Below are 18,272 nucleotides of genomic sequence, written 5' to 3'. Positions count from 1 at the left end.
TCATTACCATGCCGTTTTTCTGCTAAGATGCGCGGCATGAACATACTTCTCTCAATTGCAATCACAACGGGCATTCTCTCCGGGATCTGGGGATGGGTGGCCGTTTCTCTTGGTTTACTCAGTTGGGCTGGCTTTCTGGGTTGCACGGCTTATTTCGCCTGCCCGCAAGGTGGGTTAAAAGGACTGTGGATCTCGGCGTGTACGCTGCTAAGCGGTGTGGTGTGGGCGTTGGTGATTATTAACGGTAGTGCGCTTGCTCCGCATATGGACATTATTGGTTATGTCATGACAGGAATTGTCGCGTTTCTGATGTGTATCCAGGCAAAGCAATGGCTGCTTTCATTTGTACCGGGCACGTTCATTGGCGCATGTGCAACATTTGCAGGGCAGGGCGACTGGCGACTGGTTGTACCGTCACTGGCACTGGGCCTCGTATTCGGCTATGCAATGAAAAACAGTGGTCTGTGGTTGGCATCTCGCCGTGAAAATAGAATATCACCGACGCTGACCAGTAAATAAAAAAGCGTGAGGGTTTTCCTCACGCTTTTTATGCTGTATAGACCCATCAGGATTCTGGCGGTACCGACATATGACGGTATTTAACCAGAATGTCATTATCAACTTGTTTCTTATCCTGCAAATCCCACAATCCGCGATCGATGCCGTCATTAATCAGGAAGATGACGCCCGTTTCAATCGCTGACATCAGACAAAGCATAACCGGTTCGTTAGAGGTGTAGCCAATTTCACCTTCCAACAGACGCTGGTAGTCAATAAAGCGGAACACCCCAGCCTGTACTTCATAAGACAGAATGGTTTTACTGGTATTCACTGACGACAGGATCTCACCGGTGCTGACGTTAACTACGCGCAGGTTTACCGCTATCTGGTCGAGCTGGTATTGCGTATCGGCGCCAATACCAAAATAACGTGCACCGACACCACCCGATTTAACGTTGCTTTCATAACCGATAATTGACCCTTCCACCATGACGTTTGCCGCGGTCAGGGACTGTAGCGGGATCCGGTTATTAATCGCAACCGTACCGTTTTCCTGAGCTGCACGAATGATTTTGCGTTCGTTAAGCAAGTTCTGTAACCCCTGACGTTCCAGTGGGACGAACCAACGAGAATCTTTCAATGCGGTGACAAGCATAGCCGTGGCGCTTTGCGGGACGGCGGTTGAGAAGTTACTTGCCGGGTAAGGTTTAAATTGGCCAGTCTCATCCTGAATGTTGTATACCGACACAAAGATCTTACCTGTAGGCATAGGCAGATGCGTCAAGTCTTTATAGCTTTGGGCTCGGGGCATTAATGTCGGCTTAGCGGCTTCTTGAGGCGGAGCTGTTAAACATCCGCTGAGTAAAATTACTGCCACCATGATAAGTAAACGCTGCATGATTATTTCCTTTCGTGGCTATAACTTAGAAGTCGGTCGACTGTGTTTGTAAACCCGACACTTCAATTGTCGAAGTTTTCCCCGATTTCCTGTCGGTGACATTCAATTGCAGTTGTCCGTCCCGGTTGGCGATATCAATGATAAAATCATTGGTCACCATTCTTCCTGGTTTACCGGTATTAATGTTGGTGAGTAGGCCACCGAGAATTTGTGACTGAATCGCCTGAGTAAAGTTATCCAGAGCTGACGGGGTTTCAATACCGTAATCGTCATAGCTTGGATCTTTATATGAGTTCTGGGCCTGGGCGCTGTTCAACAGAAAAGCACCATTATTCGGGTTGCCACCAAAGTTTGGGTTGCGAAACTGGAACGTCATGTTTCCGGCCCAACTTAATGGTGAAATTAGCATGAGCAAAACCACTGCATGTTTAACACGCATGAAAGCCTCCGGACAAAATCATGTTTTAGAATTCATCACGCGCTAAATCGCTTGTGCTTAATAGTGTTTGATCTATTTGCCGGCGATTTAATGCTTCCTCAGTTTGTGCCAATGCGAAGACTACAATTTTGTCGAAGTCTTTTTTCGTCGGAAATAAAAAAGTCTGGAAGATAACGTCCTGATTGACCGTTATGGTGATCCAACTTCCCCAACGCGCACTGGGTCTTTCATTAATGGTTAAGTTTCCTGTGTACTCGCTTTCCCACTTATCACTAAAGGCCCGATAAAAATCATGCCCGATTGAAGAGACAGTGTGGTCAGTTAACAGCCCGGGAACCTCCACCTCTACGGTTGTCGCTGCGTGCAGACTCCCGGCAGCAAAGAATAAATTTGCTGCCACAATCCAGGTCAAATACCGTTTCATGGCTTTATCGCCTGAGGTTATCATTGGCCCATGAGACCGCCTGCGTACGGTTTTTGACAGCTATCTTTTTGAAAAGATTATAAAGATGTGTTTTTACCGTATTTTCACTGATAAACAGTGAACGAGCGATTTCAATATTTGAGGCGCCGATACGCAATTTATTAAGGATCTCTTTTTCACGGTGCGTCAGCAGTGCCGACTCCGTGCTGTTATAACGATAATTTCCAGAGTGCGTGATCAGATAACTGGCAAGTTTTTGCGTGAAGTAACATTCACCGCGCAAGATACCCTGCAAGCCGCTTACGACACGCTGCTCGTCTTCAGTTGCGTAAAAAACACCATTGATATGCGGCCAGTTTTCGATATCCCGATAAGGGTAATCATCAGGAGTATTCAACAATAACGTCTTTATATTGTTGTTTTTTCTACTCAAATTATCTTGCCAGTAATGGATCAGTTTTTTATCTGCCTCCATCATATCCAGTAAAACAATGCAGCTGGAGGATATATCATCCAGAGAACGTTGAATATTATGTAGTTTTCCGGTGAGTGCCAGTGATTGTTTTAAATGCTGTAATAATGCAGTTGCCTGCAAAGAAGGTTTTGTGATCAACAATAATGTATGACCATGAATACTATGGACTTCATTAAACATGATGAAACTCCACTTTTTAGTCGCACACCTGACAGCTGTCTCTACTAAAATAGAGGCACCAGAAGTACTGACAGATGTTGCACTGCTGTGTAGATATAAAATATCGACCCAAAGGGGTGAAAATATTAAAACAAATGGACTTCAACTGATTTCAATCTAGCTATTACAAATCTTAAAGCAAGTGTTAAACATGTAACAACTTGTAAAATTATATATTGAAATGTGATTTTATGGTTTTATTAGAGTTTAGATTTGATAGGAAAGTTGTACATTTTACCTTTGCTGCATAGATTTAAAAAATCATACAAATTATAGTAACACATTGATTTTAAGTCAGTTAATTAATAGATGTTGAGTTTTAGATTTCTAATGAATTCTAAAATCCTTGTCTCAATTTACGTTGGTCAATTTTAGATGGAAAAAAATGACCTTTGTCACGACTTGTACCGATGTCTATCTCGACGTTGTACTGAGAGGCCCTGATATCGTGCAAAATGCACTTTCTCAGTGACTGCATAGAAATTCATTACTGATAGCAAAATAAAAATAAAAGCCAGACCTGAAGCGGTGTTATTCACTGTTAATTAGTACTTTGGTGTGAATCCGGATATAAAAATACCACTCGCGGGTGAGTTATTTAAAATGTTTCCACGGACATACTCTTCATCGTAACGTGGCGTTAACAAATGTAAGTCATGTTAACAACAATTTGAGTGGTAATTAATTTAACTTCATGTACGACCAGGTCCAGGGTGACAACATGAAAAACAAGTTGTTATTTATGATGTTTACAATACTGGGAGTGCCTGGGATTGCATCCGCAACCAGTTATGATTTAGCTAATTCAGAATATAACTTTGCGGTAAATGAATTAAGTAAGTCTTCATTTAATCAGGCAGCCATTATTGGTCAGGTTGGTACTGCTAATAGTGCAAATACTCGCCAGGAGGGCACCAAGTTATTGTCGGTCATTTCGCAAGAAGGTTCAGGTAACCGGGCGAAAACAGACCAGACGGGATCAAATAACTTTGCATATATTGATCAAACGGGTAGCTCTAATGATGCGAGTATTAAACAAAGCTCTTACGGTAATACGGCGATGATTATCCAGAAAGGCTCTGGTAATAAAGCCAATATTACCCAGTACGGTACACAAAAAACAGCAGTTGTGGTGCAGAGACAGTCGCAAATGGCAATTCGCGTTACTCAACGCTAATCCATAAACGACGTTTAAATCAATCCGATGGGGGTTTACCATGAAACTTTTAAAAGTGGCAGCATTCGCAGCAATCGTAGTTTCTGGCAGTGCTCTGGCAGGTGTTGTTCCGCAATGGGGCGGTAATCATCATGGTGGCGGTAGCAACTATGGCCCAGACTCTTCAATGAGTATTTACCAATTTGGTTCTAGTAACGTTGCGAATGCGCTGCAAAGTGATGCACGTAAATCAGACGTGACTATCACACAACACGGACATGGTAACGGTGCGACCGTCGGCCAAGGTGCTGATGACAGTACCATTAGCCTGAAACAGACCGGCTTCCAGAACAGTGCTGATATCAATCAGTGGAATGCAAAAAATGCTGATATCAGCGTAACTCAGTTCGGTGGTCGTAACGGTGCTGTGGTTAATCAGACAGCGTCTGACTCCAATGTGCTGATTCAGCAGGTTGGTTATGGCAACAATGCTACAGCTAACCAGCACTAATTCAGTTTTCTGACTGATAATAAACAGGGCGAAAGCCCTGTTTTTTTTCGGGAGAATATTATGCACACGCTATTACTCATTGCCGCGTTGGCAAATCAAATAACATTCAATACAACTCAGCAAGGTGACATGTACACCATTATTCCTCAGGTGACATTAGCTCAACCGTGCGTATGTGAAGTGCAAGTCCTTGCCATACGTAAAGGAAAGGGCGGACAAAGTCAGTCACAGCAGAAAACAAGCCTTTCGGTCCCTGCTAATCGGCCAATTGAATTAACAAAAATGAGCTTTAATATTTCACCGGAGGATTCGGTCAAAATTATCGTTACCGTTTCTGACGGGCAGTCTCTGCATCTGTCGCAACAATGGCCTGACTCAAACAGTCACCCATAATTTTTTGCCGGATTTGCATTAAGGGTGTGGCTGGGAGTGCAGTGCTGTTCTATGAATATAGAAACGAACAAACGGTTTATTTGATCGTAACTCGCAGCGGTGAAGGATCATTGCGATCCCTCAAGGATGATTAATCATTGAGGAACCCTTATGTGTACATTATTAAAGCGTATTTTAAATACCGGTTTGTGGGCTTTTTCTCTTTTCACCCTCCCCGCAATGGCGACGCAAATCTTACCCGGCGGGGTTATTCATTTTCGTGGTGCAATAGTTGAAGCACCTTGCGACGTTAACACTCGACAACAACAGATTGAATTGTCATGTATGCGTGATGGCACGATGAGTAATAGTCTCTACGACCTGCAACAGGTCACGACAGCGCCTCAGAGTGTGCAACAAATTGCCACGGTGAAAATGCATTACCTCAATGAACAGAAAAGCATGGCTATTCTGAATATTGAATATAAATGAATCATTCTGGCGTAGGTATGCACGCTTATGGCTAAAAAGTGAGATTTCAAGGAAAACCCTGCTGTACACTTAACGGAGAGTGTTTTGTCAGGGGGAACTTATGCAATCGCGTGTTCATGTGTTACAGGGCGACATTACGACGATCGCGGTAGATGTGATCGTCAATGCGGCCAACTCCTCGTTACTGGGAGGAGGTGGAGTCGATGGCGCAATTCATCGTGCTGCCGGGCCTGCGTTGTTGGAGTCCTGCAAACAGGTTATACAACAACAGGGAGAATGCCCGACCGGGCATGCCGTTATCACGTTGGCTGGAGCGCTTCCGGCAAAAGCAGTTATTCACACCGTAGGACCCGTCTGGCAAGGCGGTGATCACCACGAGGCTGAACGACTTGAAGAGGCCTATCTAAATACATTGCAACTGGCCTTAGCCAATGGTTATCAATCCATTGCTTTTCCAGCTATAAGCACCGGAGCTTATGGTTACCCACGTGCTGCAGCGGCAGAGATCGCGGTGAAAACGGTGTTGAAATTTATCACCCGACGTACGCTTCCCGATCAAATATACTTCGTGTGCTTTGATGAAGAAAACGCTCGACTATACAAGAGATTACTTACCCAACAAGGCGATGAACGCACGGACTGATATGACGCGACTTGAGCGTGCCATCACGCCGCTATGCGTAAACCACCCGGGAGAATGCGGCATTCTGACGTTGGATGACAGCCTGGATGCGTTTGCTGCTCGCTATCGGTTGACGGAAATGGCGGAACGTACCCTGGATGTTCAGTATTACATCTGGGAAAGCGACATGTCCGGGCTATTGTTATTTTCCGTTTTGCTGGCCGCAGCGAAGCGGGGCGTCCGGGTGCGTTTGTTGCTGGATGATAACAACACGCCAGGTCTGGATGACACGCTGCGTTTGCTGGACAATCACCCTAATATTGAAGTCCGCCTGTTTAATCCCTTTTCCTTTCGCATCCTGCGTGCCCTGGGCTATTTAACCGATTTTGCCCGGTTGAATCGGCGTATGCACAACAAAAGTTATACCGCTGACGGCGTCGTAACTCTTGTGGGGGGGCGAAATATAGGCGATGCCTATTTTGGCGCAGGCGAACAACCACTGTTTTCCGATCTGGACGTTATGGCAATTGGACCGGTTGTCCAGGATGTTGCAGACGACTTTGACCGTTACTGGCACTGCCGCTCGGTTTCAACATTGCAAAACGTACTTGAGGTGGCTGAACCAGCTTCTACGCAAAAAATCGAACTTCCCGAATCCTGGTATAATGATGACATCACGCGTCGCTATCTACATAAGCTGGAAACCAGCCAGTTTATGACCCATCTCGATCAGAGGTCGCTGCCGCTAATTTGGGCGAAAACGCGCTTGCTGAGTGATGATCCTGCAAAAGGAGAGGGGAAAGCGCCGCGCCACTCACTATTACCACAGCGTTTGTTTGACGTGATGGGATCTCCGACCGAGCGTATTGATATTATTTCCGCCTACTTTGTACCAACTCGCGCCGGTGTGGCGCAGCTCCTGAGACTGGTGAGAAAAGGCGTTAAGATCGCAATTTTAACTAATTCTCTGGCAGCGAATGATGTCGCGGTTGTTCACGCAGGCTACGCGCGCTGGCGAAAAAAACTCTTGCGCTACGGTGTGGAGTTATACGAGCTCAAACCAACCCGCGATCGCGTTTCAGCAGTTCATGACCGGGGATTAACCGGTAATTCAGGCTCCAGCCTGCATGCGAAAACCTTCAGTATTGACGGTCGTAAAGTGTTTATCGGTTCGCTTAATTTTGATCCCCGTTCAACGCTGCTCAATACGGAAATGGGGTTTGTGATTGAGAGTGAAGTACTGGCCGAGTTGATTCATAAACGTTTTATGCAAAGTCAGCGTGACATGGCCTGGCAACTACGTCTTGACCGTTGGGGCAGAATCAACTGGGTTGATCGGCTTTCTGGCAGCGAACAGGTACTGAAAAAAGAACCCGCTACAGGATTCTGGAAGCGGGTTCTGGTGAGGCTTGCATCCGTGTTGCCCATTGAATGGCTGCTCTGAACCATTCAATGCAAGAAAACTAACCGGCTACCGCCTTGTTTTTGTCCTGCTTAATGGGCGGTTTACCCGAAAAGAGAAACTTCAGCACCGGGATCCGTAAATGGATTTCGTACAGTATGACCGCAATTCCAACCACAAAAAGCAGACCGCAGAGAAAACCCAGCAGATTCGACTTGATATGCGGTGTGATATACGCGCCAAAAAACAGCGTTAACGGGTGGTGCACCAAATAGATGAACAGCGACGCGTTGACAAAATAGGTCACGCGAGCCGACTGGAAATTCAGTAAACGGTGGCCAAGCGAAAAGACGACATTCACCATCCATAGCCCCATGACCATGGTAATGACATATTCGGTTTCATACATCCAGGCATCGCCGTTGCCGTAACGTTGATTGAGCAGGTATGCGACAAATGCGAATGCGGCGCCTAGCGTGCAGCCGCGCGATGGCGTGGTAAACAGTGCTTTCAGATTCGGATTGATAAACGCCAGCGCACCGAGCATAAAGAAAGGCACATAGAACAGCGTTTGCATAACGATAAAATTAAACATGCCATCGCTGAGAATCGAAGGGTAGAGGATGAAAATCGTTCTTCTGACGGCGGCATAGCCGACACCCAACAATATAAAAATCAGCGTTAATTTGGTCATTGACACCCCCGATGCAGGGGTACCGTCTCCACGCGATAGTCTGTTTTTCATCTGGGTAAACACCCACATGCTCAGGGTCGTTAACACCACCAGAACCAGTAAAAACCACAGATGGGAAATCAGCTCCCAGGCCAGCGCATTGTATTTGTCATAGCCGCTGAGGGTATGCCAGCTGTCTGCTTTCCCTTTCACGTATTGCAGCATGATAAATTGCGGCAGTGTAAGCAGCGGAATCGCGGTCAGCATGGGGATCCCCACGCGTTCTACACGCACCTTCCACCAGCGTTTTAACGGATAGCGCAAAAAAAGCATGTAGGAAAAATAACCTGAAATGACAAAGAAGACCTGCATGCGAAATGCATGGATAAAGTCGTTAAAAAGGGTTAACCACCACGAAGGTTCTGCGCTGTTCACGTGCCAGGTGTGGGTGGAGTAGATCAATGAAATATGGAATGGGATCCCTAACAACATTAGCCAGGCACGGATGGAGTCAAGAAAATATTCACGTGGTGGTGATACAGAGCTCATAGACAGTTACGTATTCTCAGACTTTTCGTCTTATCCCTAAGACGAATAATGGTTACATTCGAGGGCAACCCTACACGAAGTCCAACAACCTGTCTCCAGGATAAGCACGCAAAGTGAAAACAGGCAGATGAACCTGCTTAAACCATGAGCCAGCGCGCGAACAATACAGGGATTCAGTTGTCGGAGTACCCGATTATCCATTAAAATGGATCGGATCAATATAAGCACACAAAGGGGGAAGTGCTTACTAATTATGAAACATAAACTACAAATGATGAAAATGCGTTGGTTGGGTGCAGCAGTCATGTTAACGCTGTACACATCATCGAGCTGGGCGTTCAGTATTGATGATGTTGCAAAACAAGCTCAATCCTTAGCCGGGAAAGGCTATGAGGCGCCAAAAAGTAACTTGCCCTCCGTTTTCCGCGACATGAAATATGCGGATTATCAACAGATCCAGTTCAATCGCGATAAAGCGTACTGGAGCAATCTCAAGACCCCATTTAAGCTCGAGTTCTACCACCAGGGTATGTACTTCGACACGCCGGTCAAAATCAACGAAGTTACCGCCACGGCGGTGAAAAGAATCAAATACAGCCCGGATTATTTTAATTTTGGCGATGTTCAGCATGATAAAGACACGGTAAAAGATCTCGGCTTCGCCGGGTTCAAAGTGCTGTATCCGATCAACAGCAAAGATAAAAACGATGAAATCGTCAGCATGCTCGGTGCCAGCTATTTTCGCGTTCTGGGTGCAGGTCAGGTCTACGGCCTGTCAGCGCGTGGCCTCGCGATTGATACCGCTCTGCCTTCTGGTGAAGAATTTCCCCGCTTCCGTGAGTTTTGGATCGAGCGTCCGAAACCGACTGATAAACGTTTAACCATTTATGCTTTGTTGGATTCTCCGCGTGCAACCGGAGCGTATCGTTTTGTCATTATTCCAGGCCGTGACACGGTCGTGGATGTTCAGTCCAAAGTTTACCTGCGCGACAAAGTGGGCAAACTGGGTGTGGCACCGTTAACCAGTATGTTCCTGTTTGGACCGAACCAGCCGTCTCCGGCGACAAACTATCGTCCGGAACTGCATGATTCTAACGGTTTGTCTATCCACGCGGGCAATGGGGAGTGGATTTGGCGTCCGCTGAATAACCCGAAACATCTCGCGGTGAGCAGCTTCGCAATGGAAAACCCGCAAGGATTCGGACTGTTGCAGCGTGGCCGTCAGTTCTCGCGTTTTGAAGATATCGACGATCGTTACGATCTGCGCCCAAGCGCCTGGATCACGCCAAAAGGTGACTGGGGTAAAGGTAAGATTGAGTTAGTTGAAATCCCAACTAACGATGAAACGAACGATAACATCGTTGCGTACTGGACGCCGGATCAACTGCCTGAAGCGGGCAAAGAGATGAACTTCAAGTACACTTTGACGTTCACGCGTGATGAGGACAAGCTTCATGCGCCGGAAAGCGCCTGGGTACAGCAGACTCGTCGTTCTACCGGTGATGTAAAACAGTCCAACCTGATTCGTCAGCCTGACGGTACCATCGCGTTTGTGGTGGACTTTACCGGCACAGATATGAAAAAGCTGCCGCAGGATACCCCGGTTACCGCACAAACCAGTATTGGCGACAACGGTGAAATCGTTGAAAGCACTGTGCGCTATAACCCGGTATCTAAGGGTTGGCGTTTGATGCTGCGCGTGAAAGTGAAAGACGTGAAGAAAACCACTGAAATGCGTGCTGCCTTGGTCAATGCCGATCAGACGCTGAGTGAAACCTGGAGCTACCAGTTACCTGCCAATGAATAAGACAACTGAGTATATTGACGCAATGCCGCTTTCGGATATCGAGAAAGCGGCACTGCCGAAAACTGACATCCGCGCCGTTCATCAGGCGTTGGATGCCGAGCATCGTACTTACTCGCGCGAAGATGATTCACCGCAGGGTTCTGTGAAAGCTCGCCTTGAGCAAGCATGGCCGGATTCTTTGGCTAAAGAGCAGTTGGTTAAGGACGATGAGGGCCGCGATCAGCTGCAGGCGATGCCAAAAGCAACGCGTACCTCTATGTTCCCCGATCCCTGGCGTACCAACCCGGTTGGTCGTTTTTGGGATCGCTTGCGTGGGCGCGATGTGACGCCGCGTTATCTTTCGCGTTTGACGAAAGAAGAACAGGAGAGCGAGCAAAAATGGCGTACCGTAGGCACCATCCGCCGCTATACGCTGTTGATTCTAACGCTGGCGCAAACGGTCGTAGCAACCTGGTATATGAAGACGATCCTCCCGTATCAGGGGTGGGCATTTATTAATCCGGTAGACATGATGGGGCAGGATTTATGGGTCTCCTTTATGCAATTGCTGCCCTACATGCTCCAGACCGGCATTCTTATTTTGTTTGCTGTGCTTTTCTGTTGGGTGTCTGCGGGATTCTGGACTGCGCTGATGGGCTTCTTGCAACTGTTGATTGGACGAGATAAGTACAGTATCTCGGCTTCAACGGTTGGGGACGAACCGCTGAATCCTGAACACCGTACCGCGCTGATTATGCCTATCTGTAACGAGGACGTTGACCGCGTATTTGCGGGACTTCGCGCCACGTGGGAATCGGTCAAAGCAACGGGCAACGCCGAACATTTCGATGTTTATATCCTGAGCGACAGCTACAATCCTGATATCTGCGTGGCAGAACAAAAAGCGTGGATGGAGCTGATTGCTGAGGTGCAGGGCGAAGGACAGATTTTCTACCGCCGTCGTCGTCGTCGCGTGAAGCGTAAAAGCGGCAACATTGATGACTTTTGTCGTCGCTGGGGAAATCAGTACAGCTACATGGTGGTGCTGGACGCTGACTCAGTGATGAGTGGTGACTGTTTGAGCGGCCTGGTGCGTCTGATGGAAGCGAATCCGAATGCCGGGATTATCCAGTCTTCACCGAAGGCTTCCGGTATGGATACGCTGTATGCGCGCTGCCAGCAGTTTGCGACCCGTGTTTATGGACCGCTGTTTACCGCCGGGCTTCACTTCTGGCAGTTAGGGGAATCACACTATTGGGGCCACAACGCAATTATCCGCGTGAAGCCATTTATCGAGCACTGTGCGCTCGCGCCGTTACCGGGCGAAGGCTCGTTTGCGGGATCGATCCTCTCCCATGACTTCGTGGAAGCGGCATTGATGCGTCGTGCTGGCTGGGGCGTGTGGATTGCTTACGATCTGCCGGGCTCTTATGAAGAGCTGCCGCCGAACCTGCTGGATGAACTCAAGCGTGACCGCCGCTGGTGCCACGGCAACCTGATGAACTTCCGTTTGTTCCTGGTGAAAGGGATGCACCCGGTTCACCGTGCGGTGTTCCTGACCGGTGTAATGTCCTATCTGTCTGCGCCGCTTTGGTTTATGTTCCTCGCGCTCTCTACCGCATTGCAGGTGGTGCATGCGTTGACGGAGCCGCAGTACTTCCTGCAACCGCGTCAGCTGTTCCCGGTTTGGCCGCAGTGGCGACCTGAACTGGCGATCGCGCTGTTTGCTTCAACGATGGTGCTGCTGTTCCTGCCGAAGCTGCTGAGTATTTTGCTCATCTGGTGTAAAGGGACGAAAGAGTACGGCGGGTTTATCCGCGTCACGCTGTCGCTACTGTTGGAAGTTCTGTTCTCCGTGTTGCTGGCGCCGGTGCGTATGTTGTTCCACACCGTCTTCGTCGTGAGTGCCTTCCTCGGTTGGGAAGTTGTGTGGAATTCGCCGCAGCGTGATGACGATTCGACCCCGTGGGGTGAAGCGTTTATGCGTCACGGTTCTCAGTTACTGCTGGGGCTGGTGTGGGCTGTGGGTATGGCCTGGCTGGATCTGCGTTTCCTGTTCTGGCTGGCACCGATTGTCTTCTCGCTGATCCTGTCACCGTTTGTTTCCGTGATTTCCAGCCGTTCCACGGTGGGGTTACGTACCAAGCGCTGGAAGCTGTTCCTGATCCCGGAAGAGTATTCTCCGCCGCAGGTGCTGGTGGATACCGATACTTATCTGGTGATGAACCGTAAACGTACGCTGGACGATGGCTTTATGCATGCGGTGTTTAATCCGTCGTTTAACGCACTGGCCACGGCCATGGCGACTGCACGCCACCGCGCCAGCAACGTGCTGGAGATTGCACGCGATCGTCATGTGGAACAGGCACTGAACGAAACGCCGGAGAAACTGAATCGCGATCGTCGCCTGGTGTTGTTGAGCGATCCGGTGACCATGGCGCGTTTACATTACCGTGTCTGGAATTCACCTGATAAGTATTCTTCGTGGGTGAACTACTATCAGGGACTGACACTGAACCCGCTGGCGCTCAGGAAAAAATAAGCGTTCTGTAACGTGAAAATACCGGCCTGGTGCCGGTATTTTTTTATATTGAATAGAATGAGTCGTGAGGTAGCAGGTGCGAATATTGGCTGTAGGAATAATGATCTTCTTCCTGAGCGGATGCGGCAGCATTATTAGTCGTACCATCCCAGGGCAAGGACACGGAAACCAATACTATCCTGGTGTGCAATGGGATGTTAGGGACTCCGCATGGCGCTACGTCACTATCCTCGATCTGCCATTTTCGCTGGTGTTTGATACGTTGCTGCTGCCGCTCGACATACATCATGGACCTTACGAGTAATTATCGCTCATCCCATTCATCGGCTGCGGTCTGTCCCTCTTCAGTATCAAGGGGAGGTTCCAGCTGGAATTCACCTTCATCCCATTCGTGAAGCGTATTTTCTTCCTGCCACTCCTGGCGGATTTCAATTTCATCATAGTCGCCATCAAAAACGCTCTGGGCCGCTTCTCCGCTCAGGATTGGAAGACATTCACCATCTACATCATCCTCGTCAGCAAAGAATTCCGCCTGCCACATAATGTCGCCATCCTGTAGCACGTATTTTTGGACGCTTAGCTGTTGAACGCTGGCGTCGTCTGACTCAAGGTCAGGGTTATCAGCCAGAAACACTTCACGAGCTGCATCAATAGCCTCTTCCAACGTGGCATAAAAATTCATGTCATTCTTTGCCATATTTCTTCTCCTAAGGCGAACAATAAAGGGGGATGATTCAATCTATAGACGGCGATCCGCAGAGCGTCAAACCCGTTAGCTGCATGGCTCACTCAATCAGATGATTACTGCCTGCAATGCCTACGAGACTGGGGGAAAGTAACTTCGGTTGTTTATGAAAAAATTTACATTGGCAGATACTGAAGCCGACGTAATATCAGGAAAAAAATTCAAGAAAAAATAGTAATGTATGTGGTTTGCAATGTAGTAATGAAAATCGAAAAATTAAAAAATGACGTTATATAAGGAAATCTTCAGGGTTAAACGTTATCTTTTATGTGTTTTAGAGGGGGAATCCGATCGCTTATGACGTAATATTTCATAACTTAATAAAAATAAAGAAGAAAATTAATGCCCAATACGGAAGTGTCGCAGGGGCAATCAATGAAAGTGGCTAAACTTAGTGGTGTCTCTGGTAGTGACAAAGTATCTTTTGTGTATGGGGACTGTGAATGGTGTGAGTGATACTAAAATAGTATACATAATAAAATGTTATTAATGACAAAGGTTATAAATCTATAAGAAACCATTAAATAAGAAATGAATTAGTGTCATTGAATCTGTGCAGATATAATAGTTTGCAAAATCTTATGCTTTATTATATAAAATGCAAAATTAAGAGAGCCCTTAAGGTTGTTATGGATAACGGCAATTCAAATAATAGAAGGTTAATGGCTTTCTATATAATCTGTTTGGCTAGCTATGTTCTTGGTGGAGTGTGTCTTACACAATTTAAATTAACGATACAAAGTGTGCCGCAAACAGTATATCTGATTATAATTGTAGGGTTATTCTTTTTATATGGGATAATCTTCCTGTTTATGTTATTCCAGTATCTTTGTAGAAAAGATCTCACCTGCCTTATGATATTAGGTATGGCGTTTCTTGGGAATAACATATTTTTCATCGAGACTATCTACATCGTTCAGGACTTGATTAATGATTATGCCTCAATCGAAAAAAGAACTAACGATATAGCCATATTCTATTACTTTCGGCAGATTAGTTTCATCGCTCTGCTATTTGTTTCATTAAAATCTTATAAAGTATCCTCGACAGTTATTGAAACCAAAGAAAGAGAACCTTGCTATATCGTTCTGTCTTTTTTAATCATGCTTGTTATTGCGGTGGTGGCGCACGCTCTGGCCAGTTACAACCCTAATTTTACACTCGAGATCACAAGCCTGAAGCCTGATAATGTCACCGTGCACTGGCATATTGGGTACATTTATTCGCTTATTGTATCCTGGGGACTGGTCCTGTTGTATTTAATCATTAAAACCAGAACGCATAACATCTTGTGGAAAAGTATAGGGCTACTGTGTTGCTCAGCAATATTGACCAATGTACTACTTCTGAGCCTGGATGAATATAGCATGTATATTTGGTATGTAAGCCGGGGGATTGAGGTGATAAGTGCCCTGTGTATAATCTCAATACTGATGTACAACACCTTCATCATCTTAAAAAAAGAAACGGATTCAGCTATTAAAGACGCAATGACTAAAATATATAATCGTAAACTATTCTATAAGTCATTAAAATCATCATTAGCAAAAGGCGCAGTATGTGTGATGGTTCTGGATATTGATAAATTCAAACGGATTAACGATACCTACGGCCATCAGGAAGGTGACAGAGTGATAATCAGCATTGTCGACATTGTCAATAAATCAATCAGAGATACGGATATTTTTGCCAGAGTAGGCGGCGAAGAATTTGCGATCCTTCTTAAGTGTAACGATAAAGATGAGGCAATTGTTGTTGCAGAGCGAATTAGGCGAAATGTAGAGAATGGTACGACAATACCAAATTCGTATGAGTTAAAAGAAAAAATGACGATAAGTATCGGTGTATATTGCAGTAAGATTGATGATGAATCAGCGGATAAAGTTGTTTCATACGCCGATGCCGCATTGTATGAAGCCAAAAATTCTGGCAGAAATAAGGTGTGTTACTATTATCATTAAGGTGAAATATACGCCGTGTAAGATAAGTTTATTATTCCGAACCGGCGAATACAAATACACAAATCATCCCACGACCTCTGTACTCCGACGACGGCGCAGGCTATTCCACGAGTACAGGGCGTTAAACAGTACGACGCCCGCGGTCACACAGAAAACGGCACGAAAACCGTAGTTGGCGGATATCGCTGCCCCCATTAGAGGTCCTGTTACGTTACCGATATCGCGAAATGACTGGTTATAACTGAAAATACGTCCAGCTATTTGATTGGTCGAGTTGTAAACCAGCAGCGTTTGTACCGCTGGGAGCAGAGCGCCGTCGGCCGCACCCAATAAAAAGCGCAGAACACCAAGCTGCCAGGGCGTATGGACAAATGACATTGGAATAAGCAGTAACACTGAAACGATCAGCGCGACGATCAGGATCTTCTCCGGGCCAATTCGATCGCCTAATTTGCCAAGTTTCGGGGCGCTGATTAATGCCGCAACGCCGGGGACAGAGGCTATCATCCCACTGATAAACGCAATATTGCTGACGTTGCCAGCCAACTCTCGAACGTACAGAGTCAGTATTGGCGCGATAGAACCGGTGGCTACCTGAATGATCAAAGTGGTGATAAACAGGCTCAGCACCAGTTTGGGGTTCTTTAAAGAGGCCACGACTTCACGAATGTGCAGCATCTCCTTCTTGCTCACCGGCTGGAAACGCTCGCGGATAAAAAATAGCGTCAGGATGAAGCAGACCAGCAGCACGCTGGCGGTGATGAAAAATACAGGGCGTAATCCGTACTGATCCGCGAGCAGCCCGCCCGCTAGCGGCCCGAGCAGTGCGCCACTAACGCCACCGGTTGAAAGCGTTCCCAGTGCCCAGCCGCTTTTATTGCGTGGAACCTGGGTGGCGATCAGTGCATTCGCATTGGGGATGAATCCACCAAGCAGCCCTAACAAGGCGCGCAGGATTAAGAACTGCCAGATATTTTGCGCCAGCCCCATCAGCAGCATCACAATTGCCATGCCCAACGCGGAACGCAGCAGCATGATTTTTCGTCCTTTGCGATCGGCAAGACCACCCCAGAAAGGAGAGGCAATGGCTGAAAAGAGAAAGGTGATGCTGAAGACCAGGCCTGACCACATATTCAGGGCGCTATGACCCGTGACGCCGAGACTCTCGACGTAAAGAGGCAAAAAGGGCATGACCAGGCTAAATGCTGCTCCGGTTAAAAAACAACCTAACCAGGCAACGGTGAGGTTGCGTTTCCAGTTTATGGGGGCATCTGAGGGTGACATAGCGATCCGCAGTGTGATGCGCTGTTTGCGCTATCGATTGAATATAAGTAAGCAGGCTAATTATGCGCCTGGTTGATAGTTGCTGCAATGCGGATAGCAGTTAAACCTAAAACGGGTTGGGAGGGTGTTGCAGCCCACTGGACTGCAACACTGCGTCAGTACAGAGAAGGGGAGCCTTCAGGACGCGTCTTGAAGCGACGATGCAGCCACATATACTGCTCTGGCGCCATCATTATGCATTGCTCAACAATTTTGTTCATCCACGCAGCAGTGGTTTCTGCGTCGTCCAACGGTGGTGAGCATTCTGGAGGCAACATAATCAATTGATACCCTTTACCGTCAGGTTTGCGGCGGGGAACAAACGGTACCAGGCAGGCATTGGACATGCGCGAAAGCATCCAGGTCCCTGAGGTTGTTGCGGCTTGTTCAACGGCAAAAAGTGGTACAAACACGCTGGCGCGAGGGCCGTAATCATGATCCGGCGCGTACCAGACCACTTCGCCCTTTTTCAAGGCTTTAATCATCCCTTTCAGGTCTTTACGATCGAGCATTGATTTATTCGAGCGCATGCGGCCCCAGGTTTGTAGCCAGTCCAGCAGCGGATTATCATTAGGGCGATACACACCAATACCCGGCTCCTGCAAGCCAAACTGGCGCGCACCCAGTTCCAGAGTCAGAAAGTGCAGACCCACTAACAGAATCCCGCGTTTTTGCGCCTGAACATCACGGATATGTTCCATTCCGATCACTTCCGTCCAGCGCGAAATACGCTTATCGGACCAAAACCAGGCCATCCCGGTTTCCATTACGCCCATGCCTACTGATTCAAAGTTCTTGACGACCATCTGCTGGCGTTCCTGCTCACTCATCTGCGGGAAGCACAGTTCCAGATTTCGGGAAACAATTTTTGCCCGACGTTTCATCAAACGTAGCGCCAGTCGACCTAATGCACAGCCCAACTTAAAGAGGATGGGGTAGGGTAACTGCACGATTAACCAAAGGATGCCAATACCCAGCCAGGTTAACCAATAGCGTGGATGCAGTAACGCAGCCGAAAACTTGGGTAAATTCGTCATGTCTATCCTGTCTTCAAACGACCAATTCCCTGTATTGTCGCATTTTTTCGCGCGTATCAAAAATTTGTGACGGGAGAACGGTGATTAATTCCGCAATTGTTGTTGCGATTTTATCGTGAAGTATGAAATGTAGCGTAAAATGTGT

General features: G+C 47.2%; 19 protein-coding genes. 11 read left to right on the top strand and 8 right to left on the bottom strand.

Translation table 11 applies throughout. From position 1 onward, the window contains the following. The first annotated feature begins 36 nt into the window (after window positions 1–36). Window positions 37–519: a DUF1097 domain-containing protein gene (locus OGX83_RS09035; RefSeq protein WP_071444799.1), complete on the top strand. Its 483-nt coding sequence runs from the start codon at window positions 37–39 to the stop codon at window positions 517–519. A gap of 46 nt (window positions 520–565) precedes the next feature. Here the strand turns inward: OGX83_RS09035 and csgG are convergent, their stop codons facing one another. Genes csgG through csgD form a run of 4 tightly spaced genes read right to left on the bottom strand, consistent with a single transcriptional unit; the run spans window position 566 to window position 2,917 of the window. Next, window positions 566–1,399 (bottom strand): curli production assembly/transport protein CsgG, encoded by an 834-nt coding sequence (csgG, locus tag OGX83_RS09030; protein ID WP_003036082.1) that lies wholly within the window; start codon window positions 1,397–1,399, stop codon window positions 566–568. 25 nt (window positions 1,400–1,424) lie between these two features. Then, window positions 1,425–1,838 carry a curli production assembly/transport protein CsgF gene (gene csgF, locus OGX83_RS09025; RefSeq protein WP_003832089.1) on the bottom strand — a complete coding sequence of 138 codons (414 nt, stop codon included), beginning with the start codon at window positions 1,836–1,838 and terminating at the stop codon, window positions 1,425–1,427. A gap of 25 nt (window positions 1,839–1,863) precedes the next feature. Further along, a complete protein-coding gene (gene csgE / locus OGX83_RS09020) occupies window positions 1,864–2,262 on the bottom strand; it encodes a curli production assembly/transport protein CsgE (RefSeq protein WP_008784336.1) in 399 nt (132 codons plus the stop codon). Window positions 2,263–2,266: 4 nt separating this feature from the next. Continuing rightward, a complete protein-coding gene (gene csgD, locus OGX83_RS09015) occupies window positions 2,267–2,917 on the bottom strand; it encodes a biofilm master transcriptional regulator CsgD (protein WP_003832092.1) in 651 nt (216 codons plus the stop codon). Between the two features lie 760 nt (window positions 2,918–3,677). Between csgD and csgB the strand changes: the two genes are divergently transcribed. The 6 genes from csgB to OGX83_RS08985 all read left to right on the top strand — a co-directional run bounded on the left by csgB (window position 3,678) and on the right by OGX83_RS08985 (window position 7,553). Beyond that, complete coding sequence (csgB, locus tag OGX83_RS09010) at window positions 3,678–4,133, top strand: curli minor subunit CsgB (RefSeq protein WP_032941802.1); 456 nt, start codon at window positions 3,678–3,680, stop codon at window positions 4,131–4,133. Window positions 4,134–4,173: 40 nt separating this feature from the next. Beyond that, window positions 4,174–4,623, top strand: a complete 450-nt coding sequence (gene csgA, locus OGX83_RS09005) for a curli major subunit CsgA (RefSeq protein ID WP_008784338.1) — start codon at window positions 4,174–4,176, stop codon at window positions 4,621–4,623. A 60-nt stretch (window positions 4,624–4,683) separates the two neighbouring features. Further along, on the top strand, window positions 4,684–5,016 hold the full coding sequence (csgC, locus tag OGX83_RS09000; RefSeq protein WP_286574442.1) for a curli assembly chaperone CsgC: 333 nt from the start codon (window positions 4,684–4,686) through the stop codon (window positions 5,014–5,016). A gap of 150 nt (window positions 5,017–5,166) precedes the next feature. Next, on the top strand, window positions 5,167–5,487 hold the full coding sequence (locus OGX83_RS08995) for a YmdA family protein (protein WP_057069114.1): 321 nt from the start codon (window positions 5,167–5,169) through the stop codon (window positions 5,485–5,487). Between the two features lie 100 nt (window positions 5,488–5,587). Then, entirely contained in the window at window positions 5,588–6,130 is a 543-nt protein-coding gene (gene ymdB / locus OGX83_RS08990; protein ID WP_286587832.1) for an O-acetyl-ADP-ribose deacetylase, read from the top strand. Beyond that, window positions 6,063–7,553: a phospholipase D family protein gene (locus OGX83_RS08985; protein WP_204191349.1), complete on the top strand. Its 1,491-nt coding sequence runs from the start codon at window positions 6,063–6,065 to the stop codon at window positions 7,551–7,553. The genes ymdB and OGX83_RS08985 overlap by 68 nt, the downstream gene beginning before the upstream one ends. Before the next feature lie 19 nt (window positions 7,554–7,572). Here OGX83_RS08985 and mdoC read toward each other — a convergent pair whose 3' ends face one another. Further along, the gene (gene mdoC, locus OGX83_RS08980; protein ID WP_032942947.1) at window positions 7,573–8,733 is read right to left on the bottom strand and encodes a glucans biosynthesis protein MdoC; all 1,161 of its coding nucleotides are present in this window, start codon (window positions 8,731–8,733) and stop codon (window positions 7,573–7,575) included. Window positions 8,734–9,004: 271 nt separating this feature from the next. Here mdoC and mdoG point away from each other — a divergent pair, with 271 nt between their 5' ends. The 3 genes from mdoG to OGX83_RS08965 all read left to right on the top strand — a co-directional run bounded on the left by mdoG (window position 9,005) and on the right by OGX83_RS08965 (window position 13,365). Next, window positions 9,005–10,540, top strand: coding sequence for a glucans biosynthesis protein MdoG (gene mdoG / locus OGX83_RS08975; protein WP_103014639.1), 1,536 nt, complete (start codon window positions 9,005–9,007; stop codon window positions 10,538–10,540). Then, window positions 10,533–13,061, top strand: coding sequence for a glucans biosynthesis glucosyltransferase MdoH (gene mdoH / locus OGX83_RS08970; RefSeq protein WP_032941800.1), 2,529 nt, complete (start codon window positions 10,533–10,535; stop codon window positions 13,059–13,061). Before mdoG ends, mdoH begins: the two co-directional genes overlap by 8 nt. A gap of 76 nt (window positions 13,062–13,137) precedes the next feature. After that, complete coding sequence (locus tag OGX83_RS08965) at window positions 13,138–13,365, top strand: YceK/YidQ family lipoprotein (RefSeq protein WP_003832117.1); 228 nt, start codon at window positions 13,138–13,140, stop codon at window positions 13,363–13,365. On the opposite strand, the gene OGX83_RS08960 is transcribed toward OGX83_RS08965, so the two are convergent. Beyond that, window positions 13,366–13,743: a MysB family protein gene (locus OGX83_RS08960; protein ID WP_008784346.1), complete on the bottom strand. Its 378-nt coding sequence runs from the start codon at window positions 13,741–13,743 to the stop codon at window positions 13,366–13,368. Window positions 13,744–14,435: 692 nt separating this feature from the next. On the opposite strand from OGX83_RS08960, the gene OGX83_RS08955 reads away from it, so the two are divergent. Then, window positions 14,436–15,767 (top strand): sensor domain-containing diguanylate cyclase, encoded by a 1,332-nt coding sequence (locus OGX83_RS08955; RefSeq protein ID WP_032944370.1) that lies wholly within the window; start codon window positions 14,436–14,438, stop codon window positions 15,765–15,767. 63 nt (window positions 15,768–15,830) lie between these two features. On the opposite strand, the gene mdtG is transcribed toward OGX83_RS08955, so the two are convergent. After that, on the bottom strand, window positions 15,831–17,051 hold the full coding sequence (mdtG, locus tag OGX83_RS08950; protein ID WP_032942948.1) for a multidrug efflux MFS transporter MdtG: 1,221 nt from the start codon (window positions 17,049–17,051) through the stop codon (window positions 15,831–15,833). 155 nt (window positions 17,052–17,206) lie between these two features. Beyond that, window positions 17,207–18,127, bottom strand: coding sequence for a Kdo(2)-lipid IV(A) acyltransferase (locus OGX83_RS08945; RefSeq protein WP_003036136.1), 921 nt, complete (start codon window positions 18,125–18,127; stop codon window positions 17,207–17,209). Window positions 18,128–18,272 lie beyond the last annotated feature (145 nt).

Origin of the sequence: Citrobacter sp. Cpo074, assembly GCF_030332745.1 — a bacterium.
GTDB classification, from domain to species: domain Bacteria; phylum Pseudomonadota; class Gammaproteobacteria; order Enterobacterales; family Enterobacteriaceae; genus Citrobacter; species Citrobacter portucalensis.
This window is presented reverse-complemented; position numbering and strand designations above follow the sequence as displayed.

Bases quoted from the DNA above. Each gene is read 5' to 3' on its own strand.
- OGX83_RS09035 (WP_071444799.1), top strand. From the start codon at position 37: ATGAACATACTTCTCTCAATTGCAATCACAACGGGCATTCTCTCCGGG.
- csgG (WP_003036082.1), bottom strand. From the start codon at position 1,399: ATGCAGCGTTTACTTATCATGGTGGCAGTAATTTTACTCAGCGGATGT.
- csgF (WP_003832089.1), bottom strand. From the start codon at position 1,838: ATGCGTGTTAAACATGCAGTGGTTTTGCTCATGCTAATTTCACCATTA.
- csgE (WP_008784336.1), bottom strand. From the start codon at position 2,262: ATGAAACGGTATTTGACCTGGATTGTGGCAGCAAATTTATTCTTTGCT.
- csgD (WP_003832092.1), bottom strand. From the start codon at position 2,917: ATGTTTAATGAAGTCCATAGTATTCATGGTCATACATTATTGTTGATC.
- csgB (WP_032941802.1), top strand. From the start codon at position 3,678: ATGAAAAACAAGTTGTTATTTATGATGTTTACAATACTGGGAGTGCCT.
- csgA (WP_008784338.1), top strand. From the start codon at position 4,174: ATGAAACTTTTAAAAGTGGCAGCATTCGCAGCAATCGTAGTTTCTGGC.
- csgC (WP_286574442.1), top strand. From the start codon at position 4,684: ATGCACACGCTATTACTCATTGCCGCGTTGGCAAATCAAATAACATTC.
- OGX83_RS08995 (WP_057069114.1), top strand. From the start codon at position 5,167: ATGTGTACATTATTAAAGCGTATTTTAAATACCGGTTTGTGGGCTTTT.
- ymdB (WP_286587832.1), top strand. From the start codon at position 5,588: ATGCAATCGCGTGTTCATGTGTTACAGGGCGACATTACGACGATCGCG.
- mdoC (WP_032942947.1), bottom strand. From the start codon at position 8,733: ATGAGCTCTGTATCACCACCACGTGAATATTTTCTTGACTCCATCCGT.
- mdoG (WP_103014639.1), top strand. From the start codon at position 9,005: ATGATGAAAATGCGTTGGTTGGGTGCAGCAGTCATGTTAACGCTGTAC.
- mdoH (WP_032941800.1), top strand. From the start codon at position 10,533: ATGAATAAGACAACTGAGTATATTGACGCAATGCCGCTTTCGGATATC.
- OGX83_RS08960 (WP_008784346.1), bottom strand. From the start codon at position 13,743: ATGAATTTTTATGCCACGTTGGAAGAGGCTATTGATGCAGCTCGTGAA.
- OGX83_RS08955 (WP_032944370.1), top strand. From the start codon at position 14,436: ATGGATAACGGCAATTCAAATAATAGAAGGTTAATGGCTTTCTATATA.
- mdtG (WP_032942948.1), bottom strand. From the start codon at position 17,051: ATGTCACCCTCAGATGCCCCCATAAACTGGAAACGCAACCTCACCGTT.
- OGX83_RS08945 (WP_003036136.1), bottom strand. From the start codon at position 18,127: ATGACGAATTTACCCAAGTTTTCGGCTGCGTTACTGCATCCACGCTAT.